Source organism: Alcanivorax sp. S6407 (assembly GCF_023016115.1).
In the GTDB taxonomy this organism is placed as follows: domain Bacteria; phylum Pseudomonadota; class Gammaproteobacteria; order Pseudomonadales; family Alcanivoracaceae; genus Alcanivorax.
Genome location: NZ_JALKBH010000009.1, coordinates 1 through 13,649 on the forward strand (window position 1 = coordinate 1; position 13,649 = coordinate 13,649).

A 13,649-nucleotide genomic window follows, 5' to 3' on the forward strand; every position below is an offset into this window, starting at 1 on the left:
TCAGTTAAGAAAAGCGTTTAAAGTGGCCTTCCGAAGAAGGAGCACTTAATACATGCTCAGTTCGTCATCTGAATTAACAAAAACTTTGTTGACTCGTTCAGAACTGAAATCTTTTAAAGATCCCATCCCGAACAGGTCCCACACGTTTGCTTGCCTGATTGTTAAAGAGCGCCTCGTCCGGCGCCGCGCTTTGCGTTGTTGCCCCGTCGAGGAGTGCGCATTCTAGAGATTTCCCGAGGAGCGTCAACACCTTTTGCACATCTTTTTTATCAAACGGTCATCATTTGGCCATGAAGTGCAAAAAAGCGCCAAAACACCCTGTTTTTGACTACTTCCTGATCATGTTGCGCCCATGCAGAATCCGGTACAAGAGCAAAATGAGCAGAACACTGACAAAGATCAGGGTTTCCCCGTATCCGGATTTCTGCACCCAGCTCTGGTGCACCACCCCCAGCAGCACCGCCGGGAAGATCAGGCGATGTAATTTCACCCATTTCCTCCCCAATCGGCGCCGGGATTGACGGGTACTGGTCAGCGCCAGCGGCCATAATGCCAGCCAGGCCAGCATGCCAATAATGATATAGGGTCGCTTTGTCAGCTCCTCACCGAGAAACGACGGATCCCAGCCCAGCAACAAGGTTGCCCAGGCAAGAAAATGCATGCAGACATAGCCAAACGCCCACAACCCGAAGGTCCTGCGCCAGATCACCAGCCCGGGCACCTTCAGCAGCTGTGCAGCCGGCCGCATGGTCAGGCAGGCCAGTAACATCACTAGTGACCACCAACCCAGCAACTCCACCAGAGTTTCAGCCGGATCCGGCCCCAACTGCCCTCCCGCCGCCTGCATCGTTATCCAGGCCAGAGGCAGTGCACCCAGCGGCCAGCCAACCCATGTCCAGTGCTTGCTCTTCATCAGTAGAACTTGCCAAGATCCATGCCCTTGTACAGGGAAGCCACCTCGTCATAACCATTGAATGGGCGGGTAGGCACCCAGTTGGGGTCAAAAAAGGAATTGGGAAGACGCCGTTCACGACTCTGGGACCATCGCGGGTGGTCTACCGCCGGGTTCACATTGGCATAGAAGCCGTACTCATCCGGCGCCAGCATATTCCAGGTGGTTTCCGGCATGGTCTCGGTCAACTCGATACGCACGATGGACTTGATGGATTTGAAGCCATACTTCCAGGGCACCACCAGCCGGAACGGGGCGCCATTCTGGTTTGGCAGGGTGCGCCCATACAGGCCAACCGCCATCAGCGTCAGCGGATGCATCGCCTCATCCAACCGCAAGCCCTCCCGGTAAGGCCAGTCGATGCCGGTAAAGGGAGACCGCACGCCTGACATCTGTTTGGGATCGGCCAGGCTGGTAAACGCCACATAGCGGGCCTTGCTGGTGGGTTGCAGCTTTATCAGCAAGCTGGCCAGCGGCACCCCAACCCAGGGAATCACCATGGACCAGGCCTCCACGCAGCGCAGCCGGTAAATGCGCTCTTCCAGCTGCTGGCCCTTGAGCAGATCCTCCAGCGCGTACGTCCCCGGCTTCTCGACTTCGCCAGCCACCGTGACCGTCCAGGGGTCAGTCTTCAGGGTGTGGGCATTCTCCGCCGGATCGGTCTTGCCGGTACCGAACTCATAGAAATTGTTGTAGCCGGTCACATCCGCATAGGGGGTCAGGGTTTCATCGGTGTCCGGGGCGCCATCAATGGCACGTGCCACCTGATCCTTTAGCCACAGGGGGCGAGAAGCCTCCTCATCCACCGCCTTGATCTCCCGGCCCCAGGCCGGCATGGCGCTGAACAATCCCGCCAGCCCCCCCAGCATCATTAGCTCTCGTCGCTTGAGATAAACGGACTCCGGAGTTATTTCATGGCTTTTCGGGGCAGAAGGGTCTTTATGGCGAATAATCATTGCAACTCCCGGTCTCAGCTTCACTGCAGCCTAAACGAAAAAAAGGGCGCCTTCGTGAAGGCACCCTTTTTTGATGCGTGACAGGCAGAATTGTTTCAGAGGAAACGCTTCTGACTTCACCGGCCGCAGTCAGGGACCGTCTATGGCCGCCTTGCCACTGGCCTGATCCACCTCATACCAACGGGTTTTCTGCAACGGACAGCCTTTCAGTTCTCCGCCGTCGTGGACACTGGTGCCGGAAAGCACCACCAGGGAGCCCCCTTCACCACAGGCGCTGCCGCCACCGCCACCGCCGCCGCCGCCATCACCACCGTCGCCATCGGAAGGCGGCGGCAGGATCAATACCTGCGGCGTGGAAGGCAGCCCTTCCTGGGGATTTTCCGTGTAGCGGTCCTGGATGGTTCCGTCGTTATTGCCATCCAGCCCCTGGGGCGAGCCATCCACAGCAGAAATACCATAGAGACGGGCCTTGCTCTGCACCGTACAGGTTTGCTGCAGTGAGCCCGTATCCGGCAAATACGTAGTGAAGTAGATCGTGTTCTGAATGATCGCCGGGCTGGAGAGCACTTTCTCTCCCTCCCCCCTGAGCTCGATCAGCCAACCCGACTTGTTGGCGAGCTGACTTTCGTCCGGGCTGGCATCGGAGGTGACATCCAGCAGATCCCCCTCACCGATAACATCCGCAGGTGCCGCATCCGCCAACGCTGACGTATCTTCGATCATGAAGAAGTGCTCATCAGCCTGGGTATCGAGCGGATGCGCCCGATAGCCAGACCCCAGCGCAATACGCAGCAACCAGTTGCCGTTTTTATTACCCAGGGTAATTGCCGGCGGCTCATAGAAACGACGTCGCCCGGCATCACCGCCAGCACCGTCCCCCAGCTGGGCCAGGGTCACCACACGCTTAACCAGATCCGACGCGCCACCATTCTGGTTGTCCAGGTCCACTCGGAACACCTGGCCGGCCAGGTCCGCCGCATACAGGTAGTCGGTAAAGCCATCGAAGTTGATATCCACCGCGGAGATGCCGCCGGGAATACTCCACTTCATGTCGGAGTGGGAATCCCGCGCCAGCCCACCGCTGCTGCCACCGGATGTCACCTTCCAGATCAGGCCACCCGTATTGGCATTGACCACATAGATGGCGTTGCCCATCAGATCTCCGCCACCACTGAACTGGCCCGAAACGTCATGATCGAACGGGCTGTAACCGCCGCCAAAGATCAATACCGGTACAGCCTTGTCATCCAGCATTACCTGGCCCAGCGTCGGCGTGGACCAGGTCTGGCCCAGCTCGACAAAGTCGCCGGTGCCGCCACGGATGCGCCACAACCACCGGGGAGTGGTCTTGTTGCTCACATCCAGAGCGTAATAATTACGGCCACCGCGACGCATGCCGCCATACAGATAAACCTTGTCCACATCGGTCAGGTTATCCGGGTCCGGCTGGCGCCAGACAGTCCAGGAACCATCCAGACCATAGGTAGTACGATCGTTGTCCGCATCCAGCGGCGGCTGACTGTAGCGGGTGGCCGCCATGACCGCCTGCTCTGCCGGCATGAAAGTAAAGTATTCCTTGCCGGATTTGGCATCGAGGGCGTGCAACATGCCGTCATTGGTACTGACAAACAGCACGTTATCCTGCTTGTCCGGATCATTGCGGGCACTGTCGATGTCACCAAGATAGCCATAGTTGACCAGCCGCGGCTCACTGTGCAAAGGATCGCCCCAGGAGGTCATCAGCTTGCCAAACAGAAGATCGCGCTGCTCATCGCTGGCGCTGGCATCCAGCCCGTAACCGGTCTTGGCCAGGTCACCGGGATTACTGATCCGGGAAATGGCTGTGGAACTGGCGGAGGTGCCGGACGCAGAACCGATGTCGTCGCCATTGCTGTCACCGGCCACAAACAGGCGTCTCGGCTCGTCTCCCAGCAGGCTGCGCGCGCCACCCATCTCTACCTCAGGACCATCCACTTCCCGGGACCAGAAGCTTTGCGAGTTTTCCATGAAGAAACCGGTGTTGGGATCCACCGCAGGATTGCCGTTCTGATCCACTAGCTGGGGCGCATTATTACCGAGAGAAAGCCGGTAACGCTTCAGGTTCCCCTCCCAGCGGGAATCCAGCTCCGGACCGAAAATGGCGTAATACAACTGATCCAGATGCTGCATGCGGTTCAGCTGATTCACCGCCACCCCCGGCGCTGCCACGGTACTGTTCACATCCGAAATGGAGTTGATGATCTGACGCAGGGCACTTTCCAACTCGGTAGCCGAGGCGGCGGTCAGGGCCGAGCCCTGCCCGGCATCGGCCACTTCTGCCAGCTGTGCCGCCGTCGAATCATCGAGGTGGAAGCCAACCGTGTGAGTCTGCACGGCGCTCTTCTGGCTGTTTTGAGTGCCATCATAAAGCCAGCCCGCCAGTTGTTTCATGCAGGCAAAACTGGCCTCAGCGGAACCGCCCTGGAGCCCGGATGCACAGCTACCAGTTTGGCCTGTGGTACTGGTCACTTGCCCGTAAGCGCTGTCCGAAGTGGGCTCGCCGTCGGTCATGAGAATGATGTGATTGGAGCTACACTGCCCGGCATTGCTATCCAACGGCGTGTCATAAACACCATTTTGATCAAACCCCACGGCATCCGGTTCGCCACGGGCGAACACGGCGCTCTGCCCCATCATGTACTTGGCCATCTCGGTGTAGGCTTCCATCAAGGGCGTACCGCCATTGGGGGAAATATTATTCACCAGACGCTTCAGCTCATCGCGAACCCGCTCGCCATAGTTGGCCTGATTGGCGCTCAGAGCAGTGATAATCAGGCTGGCCCCGTTGGCCTGCCCCGACTCCACGGCACCAATCCTGACATTCTTGTTGGCAGACACCGTCAACACCAGGCTGCCATTGGCTTGCCAGTTACTACTGGACAAGGCATCGGAGACAATATCGGTCACATCCACTTCATGAATGACATCATTGCCATTGAAGGTGCCGTCCGCCCCTTCCGTGGAATAGCTCACCGCCGTGCCAGTGGAACGGTTACTGACGTTGTTATTGCTGGCGGCAAACTGGGCTCCCGAGCCCGCCTCCGCACGGATCGTCAACGTCACATTGCCGTAATCAGGACGCTCCACCGTTTCCGTTCGGCAATAGCTGGGCCACCACGGATATGGACATACCCGCTCCTGGACTTGCTGGGTCGCACCCTTGGCACCACTGAAGCGCAGCACTGCTTTCTCGATCACATCCGGTTGCGCCTGAGACGAACGAGGATCAAAAGGAATGGAGGGAAAGCGCAAGCCAGCCACCCGGGACGACTCAACCTGAAGATTGCTGGAATCCAGCGTCACCTGACCACTGGTGGACTCCCAGACATCGTTATTGCCGTTGCCAACGGTATAAGCCATCCCCTGATTACAGGACAGCTGATCACGGTATGCCTGACCATCTGCCGGGCCGCCCACCACGGTCAGATTTTCATTCTGCCCCCAGGTCACTCTCAGCCGCGGCGCATTACCATTGCGGCTGCCGTAGGCGTGGATTTCCCGACTGTTGTGCGGCGGCAAACTGCGAAAACGCAACGCCAACCCTTGGCCACCGCACCACTGCGCACGAGAGGTAGCCGCCTGCACCAGCGCAGTGACGTCCACTGCCTCACGGCTGCTGCGCCGATCCCAGAAATCATTCACCCCGGAAGGATAGCCAGTACTCCAGCTTCGATCTGACACCGTGTCCAGCGCCGTGAATGCGCTGTTTAGTGGAGCCACGTCAAACGCTCCTTCCAGCTGCATTGGCCCCCAGGCATTCTCGCTGGGGTCCACTTCCAGCACTGCCTCCTTGATCACCGCATAGCGCGGCACATCGACAGCGGGAAAGAACAGACCGACCTGGCCAGCGGAGTCACCGCCATTGGGAAAAACGATGGTATCGCCGTTTGCCTCAAGATTACCGGCACCGTCTTCGACAATATCGCCGTACTCATCTTCCACCGCATGCAGCACTTCGGTATTGACCAGATTATTGAGGGGCTCCACCTCACGCATCACATAACCGCCGATGCCGGTACCCAGCCCATTGCCGCTCCCGCTCTGGCGATAACGACCAATGCCCATGCTGATGCCACCACCAAGACTGTCCACCACATTGGTGAACGCTTCTTTCAGCTGGTTGATACGACGGTTCGGCACATCGTCACAGGCCTTTACATAGCGGCCGTTATATTCCTCATCTTCACACCAGACCATGGAGCCGGAGGTATCGATAAGCACCATGATCTGGGCATCCGATCCCGACAGGGATGGAGAAAGATAGATTTCGGTATCATCGGCATAAACATCGGGTGCAGACAGCAGGCAGCACACCGCAATAAACCCTGTCCTTAGCGCTTTCATGGCTCCCTCCTGTTCTAGTTATTCTTGGTCTGGGCGATCAGCGTGCCCGGATCTGTCATGGCTTTTACGTTGAATTCCTGCACGTGATAACTGGCGGTCTGGAAGTCCGGCGCCTCACCCACAGCAGTAATTTCCATACGATGCGGAACCAGCAACTGCTGACCATTGAGCTGGGCCCCTTCAAGCAGGGAAAAATCCGGAGAAACGCCAAGCTGGTCGGTACGGGACTGGGCCTGCAGCAGGCCACGGGAATCGAAACGGTCTGCCTCTGCACAGGTACCATTGGCCTGGGCATCGTTCGCTTTCTGGCAACGACGGACCGTCTCGCCATCGAGCAGGGACAACAGCATGATGGAATTGGTATCCACCACCTCGTTATAGGTAGAAGCCAGCGAGGATTCCGCGGTGGTGAACGTCATCGCGGAAAGCTGTGCGCCAGTGGCGATACGCGCATTGAACATGGACATGCGCATTGCCGACACGCCCATCAATGCCAGAACGACCAGCAGCAGCAGCGTCACGACCAACGCCACCCCGCGCTGGGATGCTCGAGATACCCGCATATCCCCTCCTTTGCAGGTCCAGGCAGAGACACCGCGATCCTGATGACTCCCATACATCAGCCATGAAAAATGGACGATCCGGATTGTTCCGCCGATATCATTGTTTTTGTGCGCAGTGCTCCAAAACGGAGCCAAGCTGCTAATGAAATTTTGTAGAGAAGGCCAAAAAATGAAAACAATTCATCGGCCGACAGACGGAACGTCGCACAAAAAACGAGCACTGTAAAGAATTGAATAGGCAAAAAAGTACCACCCCGAGAGTGATGTGGCACTTTTGGCTCAAACGGCATGCAAATGCAAACGAGAAACGATACGGACAGATGTAACCGTATCAAAAAGGCGCCAATCATTCGCATGACAGGCGCCCCTGAGAAGAGGAACAAACCGGCAGAAACAGAAGCCAGTGGAGTTAGTGTGAAGCCTTTCTCAACCCCCACACACTCATGACAAGACCCGCCACCACATAAATCACGGCCACACTGAGCAACACCAGCGGCGGATCCAGGAACACGATGGCAAAGGCGATGATCACGCCCAGCAGCACCTTGAAAGGCACCCGGCCAATATGGAATTCCTTGAAGGAGTGATACTTCACCGAGGAGACCATCAGCAGACCGGCACCGGCCACCATCAGGGCCACAACCCAGGACACGTCTGCCCCCTCAATCCCGCGGCTGGCACCCAGCCAGACCATGGTCGCCACCAGCCCTGCACCAGTGGGGCTGGGCAGGCCAATGAAGAAGCGTTTGTCGGTGGACTCTGCCTGCACATTGAAGCGCGCCAGCCGCAGGGCCGCACATGCCACATAGATAAAGGCCGCCACCCAGCCAAATTTGCCCAGGCCAGAGAGAGCCCAGGAGTAAGCCACCAGACCCGGCGCTACCCCGAAGGCAACACAGTCAGAGAGGGAATCATACTCCGCGCCAAACTTGCTCTGGGTGTTGGTCAGACGGGCAACGCCACCATCCATGCCATCGAGAATGCCTGCCACAATGATGCCCAGCGCGGCATTTTCAAACATGCCATTCATGGCGGAAACAATGGCGTAGAAACCGGCAAACAGCGCACCGGTGGTAAACAGGTTCGGCAGCAGGTAGACCCCCTTGTGGCGGGCGCCGGTGCGATGCTCGGCTTCTACCACCTCAAAGGTCTCGGGCTGCTCACTGGTAGTTGTCTTGTCGTTATCCTGCATGGTGGTCCATCCCATTGATAGTGAGGCTAGTGTAACGCAGCCCCAGTAAACAAAAAACGCGGCCGAGGCCGCGTTTTTCGAGAACGTCACAAAAGGTTCTTGCTTAGTTCTTGGTCTTGTCGACGATCTGGTTCGCCTTGATCCACGGCATCATGCCACGCAGCTTCTCACCGACTTGCTCGATGGGGTGAGCAGCGTTGTTGCGACGGGCAGCAGTCATGGACGGGTAGTTGTGTGCACCTTCAGCGATGAACATCTTGGCGTACTCACCGCTCTGGATGCGCTTCAGGGCATTGCGCATGGCAGCACGGGATTCGTCGTTGATCACTTCCGGGCCAGTCACGTACTCACCATACTCTGCGTTGTTGGAGATGGAGTAGTTCATGTTGGCGATGCCGCCTTCGTACATCAGGTCAACGATCAGCTTCAGCTCGTGCAGACACTCGAAGTAGGCCATTTCCGGCGCGTAACCGGCTTCGGTCAGGGTTTCGAAACCGGCTTTCACCAGCTCGACCGCACCACCACACAGAACGGCCTGCTCACCGAACAGATCAGTTTCGGTCTCGTCCTTGAAGGTAGTTTCGATGATGCCGGTACGACCACCGCCCACACCGGAAGCGTAGGACAGAGCCACGTTCTTGGCGTTGCCGGAAGCATCCTGGAAGATGGCGATCAGGTCAGGGATACCACCGCCTTTGGTGAACTCGGTGCGCACGGTGTGACCCGGCGCCTTGGGAGCTACCATGATCACGTCCAGGTCGCCACGGGGAACGATCTGGTTGTAGTGGATGGCAAAACCGTGGGCGAAGGCCAGGGTGGCGCCTTCCTTCAGGTTCGGCTCAATTTCGGCCTTGTACAGCTGGGCCTGGAACTCGTCCGGGGTCAGGATCATGACCACGTCGGCAGCAGCAACGGCAGACGGTACGTCGCTCACTTTCAGACCATGAGCTTCGGCCTTGGCGATGGAAGAAGAGCCCGGGCGCAGGCCAACAGTTACATCAACGCCAGAATCATTCAGGTTGCAGGCGTGGGCGTGGCCCTGGGAGCCGTAACCGATGATGGCAACTTTCTTGCCCTGGATGATGGAAAGATCACAATCCTTGTCGTAATACACTTGCATGCTCATAGCTCTGACTCGTTCTGGTAACGGAAATTGGGTGGCGAGCCGCCTTACGGCGTCTCAATCAGGCCAGCCACTCTAGGCTATTCGCCGTGTTGCGTAAAATGATATATTTGAAACATTGCATTCCACTTAACGCAACATGACGATTTTATGGATACCAAGCCCCTGCGCCTGTTCCTGACCCTGGCCGACACCCTGCACTTCGGCCGCGCCAGCACCATGTGCCACGTCAGCCCCTCCACCCTGAGCCGCACGGTGCAGCAGCTGGAGGACGAACTGGGCGCCCCGCTGTTCTATCGGGATAACCGCAGTGTCACCCTGACCCGGGAAGGGCAGCGTTTTCAGGAATATGCTCGCGATACCCTGACCCGGTGGGACAATCTGCGCCACGCCCTGCAGGACGATCGCCGGGTACTGCAGGGGGAGCTGAGTCTTTACTGCTCGGTGACTGCCAGCTACAGCTTTCTATACGACATCCTCAGCAGCTTCCGACACCAGTACCCGCGCATCGAATTGAAGCTGCACACCGGCGATCCCGCCCAAGCGGTGCATCGCGTGCAACAGGGCGAGGAAGACATAGCCATCGGCGCCCGCCCGGATCACCTGCCCGCCAGCATTGCCTTTCGACCCATCGCCCGCTCCCCCCTGCTGTTCATTGCTCCCGCCAGTCAGCCACAGCTGGCCGAGCGACTGGGTGGCATTGCCGAGAAGGGTGCCTGGGAAAAGGTTCCCATGATCCTGTCTGAAGAAGGCCTCGCAAGGGAGCGGGTAGACCGGTGGTTTCGCCAGCTGGGTGTAAAGCCACAAATCTATGCTCAGGTCAGCGGTAACGAGGCCATCGTCAGCATGGTGAGCCTGGGATTCGGGGTCGGAGTGGTACCGAAGATTGTACTGGAGAACAGTCCGCTGGCTGCACGGATCCGGACACTGGATGTACAACCTGCACTGGCGCCCTATGAGGTGGGGCTTTTTACCCAGGAACGGCGCCTTGAAGAACCGTTGATCAATGCGTTCTGGTCGCAAGTGACGGAGTAGGCTCTGGTTTCGAGTTTCGAGTTTCGAGTTTCGAGTTTCGAGTTTCGAGTTTCGAGTTTCGAGTTTCGAGTTTCGAAGATCAAAACACCGCTCCCCCCAGGAAGGAACAACATCTTTTTGCCGTTCGAAACTCGCTTCTCGCAACTCGCTGCTCCTCTACCTCGCCAAGGCTCGGATCGCTTGCAGGCAAGCTCCCACAACGGCCACAAAAAAGCCGCTCGGAAAGCGGCTTTTTCTTTTTGGCATCAAGCTTCAGGCGTCGAGCGTACTACAAACTCAACACCTTCTCACCGCGGGAAATGCCGGAGACGCCGGAGCGCACCACTTCCAGCACCTGCGCTTCACCGATGGCGCCGATAAAGGCGTCCAGTTTGTCGGAAGCACCGGTGAGCTGGATGGTGTACACGGTGCTGGTCACGTCAACGATCTGGCCGCGGAAGATATCCACACTGCGCTTCACCTCGGCACGCTGGGCACCAGTGGCTTTCACCTTGATGAGCATCAGCTCACGCTCAATGTGCGCCCCTTCGGTGAGATCCACCAGCTTCACGACTTCGATCAGCTTGTTGAGGTGCTTGGTAATCTGCTCGATCTTGAGATCATCACCGTAGGTGGTCAGCGTCAGACGGGACAGGGTGTTGTCCTCGGTGGGCGCCACCGACAGAGAGTCGATGTTGTAGCCACGCTGGGAGAACAGACCGATGACCCGGCTCAGTGCGCCCGGCTCGTTTTCCATGAGAATAGAAATAATTCGACGCATCAGGTCCGCTCCGTCTTGCTCAGCCACATATCGCGCATGGAACCGTCTGCAATCTGCATCGGGTACACGTGCTCGGTGGGATCCACATAGATATCCATGAATACCAGACGATCCTTCAGGGCAAAGGCTTCGTTCATGGCACCTTCCAGGTCTTCAAACTTGGTGACCTTCATGCCCACGTGACCATAGGCCTCGGCCAGCGCCACAAAATCAGGCAGGGACTCCATGTAGGACTGGCTGTGGCGGCCACCGTACTGCATGTCCTGCCACTGACGCACCATGCCCAGGGCCTGGTTGTTGATATTGATGATCTTCACCGGCAGACCGTACTGCAGACAGGTGGACAGCTCCTGAATGTTCATCTGGATGGAACCTTCACCGGTGACGCAAGCCACAGTGGCATCCGGGAACGCGAACTGCACACCCATGGCAGCCGGAAGGCCGAAGCCCATGGTGCCGAGACCACCGGAATTGATCCAGCGACGGGGCTTGTCGTACTGATAGTACTGGGCAGCGAACATCTGGTGCTGACCCACATCAGAGGTCACATAGGCATCACCCTTGGTGGCCTTGTACAACGCCTGAACTACCTGCTGGGGCTTCATCGGGCCGTCTTCGTTGGTCTCGAAACGCATCCCGTGAACCTTGCGCCAGCCAGCGATTTCTTCCCACCAGCGCTCCAGCGCCTTTTTGTCCGGCTCACCATCGTACTCATCCAGTGCCGCCAGCATCTCTTCCAGCACCTGCTGTACCGGACCCACAATGGGAATATGCGCCATCACGTTTTTGGAGATGGTCGCCGGGTCGATATCGATGTGGATGATCTTGGCACCCGGACAGAACTTCTTGACGTTGTTGGTCACGCGATCGTCAAGGCGCGCACCCACCGCAAGAATGACGTCAGAGTTGTGCATGGTCATGTTGGCTTCATAGGTGCCATGCATGCCCAGCATACCCACGTTCTGAGGATCCGTACCCGGGAAACCGCCCAGGCCCATCAGGGTGTTGGTCACCGGGAAATTAAGTCGATGGGCCAGCTGGGTCAGCAGCTCGCTGCCCTCGCCCTGCACCACGCCACCGCCGGCATAAATCACCGGGCGCTTGGCCTTCATCAGCTCTTCCACCGCCTTGCGGATCTGGCCGGAATGGCCACGGCTGACCGGCGCGTAGGAGCGCATCTTCACTTTCTTCGGATATTCGTAGGGGTTCTTCACGTTCGGCGCGGTCTGGTCCTTGGGAATATCAACCAGTACCGGGCCGGGACGGCCAGTGGTGGCAATGTAGAACGCCTTTTTCATGATTTCCGGGATGTCCTTGGCGTCACGGACCATGAAGCTGTGCTTCACCACCGGACGGGACACGCCGATCATGTCGGTTTCCTGGAAGGCATCATCGCCGATCCAGTCGGAACGCACCTGACCGGACAGCACCACCATGGGAATGGAGTCCATGAAGGCGGTAGCCAGGCCAGTAATGGCGTTGGTGGCACCCGGGCCGGAGGTCACCATGACCACGCCGGGCTTGCCGGTGGCACGGGCATAGCCGTCAGCCGCGTGGGTCGCGGCCTGCTCATGACGCACCAGGATATGGTTAACGCTTTCCTGCTGGAACAGCGCATCATAGATGTGCAGTACGGATCCACCGGGATACCCGAAGATGTACTCCACCCCCTCGTCTTGCAACGCACGGACCACCATTTCCGCGCCGGATAACATTTCCACAGTTGTTACCTCAAATCAGAATGCATAACCCCCGCGGCACGATCACGCGCAGCAGGACGACTTTGCTTTTGCTGGAGACCTGCAGAGAGAACACCGTATTTGGGCGTTCTGAAGTCCTGTCGGAGGTGGCCGACGAGACGCAGGCTAAGAGACGCAATCTGGAGGTACTGAAGATCGATCGGGAAGAAGAATGAGAGTCCTCCCGCTCATCATACAGAGACCTCCGGAGGCTCCCACAGCGGGACGAGAGTGCAGTGATACTGCTGACCGGACATCGCGGTAACGATGCCCCGGGTCCCGGCCACACAATCGCCGGTAAGCGAATGCGGGTCCCGATCTCCGGAAAGCGTCAATTCTGTCAGAAATGTGCACCGAATCAAAGCCCTTTGTCGGCTTTGACTTGCAGGAAAACCCCCTCTCACGTCATGCTAAAGTCTGACTATGGACATTCGTGAATAAGAAGACTGACACCATGAGCCGAATCAGCCTGTTCCTGAGTATTGCCCTGCTTGCTACCAGCAGCACCGCCCTGGCCGAGAAATTCTACAAGTGGGTGGATGAAAACGGAGTTACCCACTACGGCGCCCAGGCTCCGCACGACCAGGATGCCAGCGAAGTCAACACCCGCACCAATGCCAGTTCCAGTCAGGGGGACGCCATTGACGCGCTGAATACTCGTCGCCAGGCCGACGCCGAACGCCGAGCCAAAGAGCAGGAGGCTGCAGCAAAGGCTGCCGCGGAAGCAAAAAAACTGGCGGAGAATCCCCGTGCCGTCAGCGAAGAGCGCTGTGAGGGCCACCGTGAAAACCTGGAAATCCTGCAGAACAAACCAGTGGTTCGGCGGGAAAACCCGCAAACCGGCGAACTGGAAGTGCTTGAACCAGAGCAGCGAGAGGCGCTGATCGAAGAATCTCGCAAGGCGCTGGAACAGTGCGAGCAGCAATAATCTGTGACGACTAAAAAA

The 13,649-nt window shown here is 57.9% G+C and carries 10 protein-coding genes; 2 read left to right on the forward strand and 8 right to left on the reverse strand.

From position 1 onward, the window contains the following. Positions 1-328: 328 nt before the first annotated feature. The 6 genes from MWU49_RS15890 to ilvC form a co-directional block, all read right to left on the reverse strand. The gene (locus MWU49_RS15890) at positions 329-913 is read right to left on the reverse strand and encodes a protein-methionine-sulfoxide reductase heme-binding subunit MsrQ (RefSeq protein ID WP_246974210.1); all 585 of its coding nucleotides are present in this window, start codon (positions 911-913) and stop codon (positions 329-331) included. Further along, complete coding sequence (msrP, locus tag MWU49_RS15895) at positions 913-1,908, reverse strand: protein-methionine-sulfoxide reductase catalytic subunit MsrP (protein WP_246974213.1); 996 nt, start codon at positions 1,906-1,908, stop codon at positions 913-915. The genes MWU49_RS15890 and msrP overlap by 1 nt, the downstream gene beginning before the upstream one ends. A 129-nt stretch (positions 1,909-2,037) precedes the next feature. Next, the gene (locus MWU49_RS15900; RefSeq protein ID WP_246974214.1) at positions 2,038-6,291 is read right to left on the reverse strand and encodes a PilC/PilY family type IV pilus protein; all 4,254 of its coding nucleotides are present in this window, start codon (positions 6,289-6,291) and stop codon (positions 2,038-2,040) included. A gap of 14 nt (positions 6,292-6,305) precedes the next feature. Next, positions 6,306-6,854 (reverse strand): PilX N-terminal domain-containing pilus assembly protein, encoded by a 549-nt coding sequence (locus MWU49_RS15905; RefSeq protein ID WP_246974215.1) that lies wholly within the window; start codon positions 6,852-6,854, stop codon positions 6,306-6,308. Positions 6,855-7,263: 409 nt separating this feature from the next. Then, a complete protein-coding gene (gene pssA, locus MWU49_RS15910) occupies positions 7,264-8,046 on the reverse strand; it encodes a CDP-diacylglycerol--serine O-phosphatidyltransferase (protein ID WP_246974216.1) in 783 nt (260 codons plus the stop codon). Between the two features lie 103 nt (positions 8,047-8,149). Beyond that, a complete protein-coding gene (gene ilvC, locus MWU49_RS15915) occupies positions 8,150-9,166 on the reverse strand; it encodes a ketol-acid reductoisomerase (RefSeq protein ID WP_246974409.1) in 1,017 nt (338 codons plus the stop codon). 153 nt (positions 9,167-9,319) lie between these two features. Between ilvC and ilvY the strand changes: the two genes are divergently transcribed. After that, positions 9,320-10,204, forward strand: coding sequence for an HTH-type transcriptional activator IlvY (gene ilvY, locus MWU49_RS15920; protein WP_246974217.1), 885 nt, complete (start codon positions 9,320-9,322; stop codon positions 10,202-10,204). A gap of 268 nt (positions 10,205-10,472) precedes the next feature. Here the strand turns inward: ilvY and ilvN are convergent, their stop codons facing one another. Together ilvN and MWU49_RS15930 are read right to left on the reverse strand one after the other, a co-directional pair. After that, complete coding sequence (gene ilvN / locus MWU49_RS15925; RefSeq protein ID WP_246974218.1) at positions 10,473-10,964, reverse strand: acetolactate synthase small subunit; 492 nt, start codon at positions 10,962-10,964, stop codon at positions 10,473-10,475. Next, entirely contained in the window at positions 10,964-12,685 is a 1,722-nt protein-coding gene (locus tag MWU49_RS15930) for an acetolactate synthase 3 large subunit (RefSeq protein WP_246974219.1), read from the reverse strand. The genes ilvN and MWU49_RS15930 overlap by 1 nt, the downstream gene beginning before the upstream one ends. Before the next feature lie 451 nt (positions 12,686-13,136). Here MWU49_RS15930 and MWU49_RS15935 point away from each other — a divergent pair, with 451 nt between their 5' ends. Then, positions 13,137-13,631 (forward strand): DUF4124 domain-containing protein, encoded by a 495-nt coding sequence (locus MWU49_RS15935; protein ID WP_246974222.1) that lies wholly within the window; start codon positions 13,137-13,139, stop codon positions 13,629-13,631. Positions 13,632-13,649: the final 18 nt, after the last annotated feature.

Excerpts from the sequence above, each read along its gene's own strand:
- MWU49_RS15905 (WP_246974215.1), bottom strand. The coding sequence starts at position 6,854 with ATGCGGGTATCTCGAGCATCCCAGCGCGGGGTGGCGTTGGTCGTGACG.
- MWU49_RS15890 (WP_246974210.1), bottom strand. The coding sequence starts at position 913 with ATGAAGAGCAAGCACTGGACATGGGTTGGCTGGCCGCTGGGTGCACTG.
- pssA (WP_246974216.1), bottom strand. The coding sequence starts at position 8,046 with ATGCAGGATAACGACAAGACAACTACCAGTGAGCAGCCCGAGACCTTT.
- MWU49_RS15900 (WP_246974214.1), bottom strand. The coding sequence starts at position 6,291 with ATGAAAGCGCTAAGGACAGGGTTTATTGCGGTGTGCTGCCTGCTGTCT.
- msrP (WP_246974213.1), bottom strand. The coding sequence starts at position 1,908 with ATGATTATTCGCCATAAAGACCCTTCTGCCCCGAAAAGCCATGAAATA.
- ilvC (WP_246974409.1), bottom strand. The coding sequence starts at position 9,166 with ATGCAAGTGTATTACGACAAGGATTGTGATCTTTCCATCATCCAGGGC.
- ilvN (WP_246974218.1), bottom strand. The coding sequence starts at position 10,964 with ATGCGTCGAATTATTTCTATTCTCATGGAAAACGAGCCGGGCGCACTG.
- ilvY (WP_246974217.1), top strand. The coding sequence starts at position 9,320 with ATGGATACCAAGCCCCTGCGCCTGTTCCTGACCCTGGCCGACACCCTG.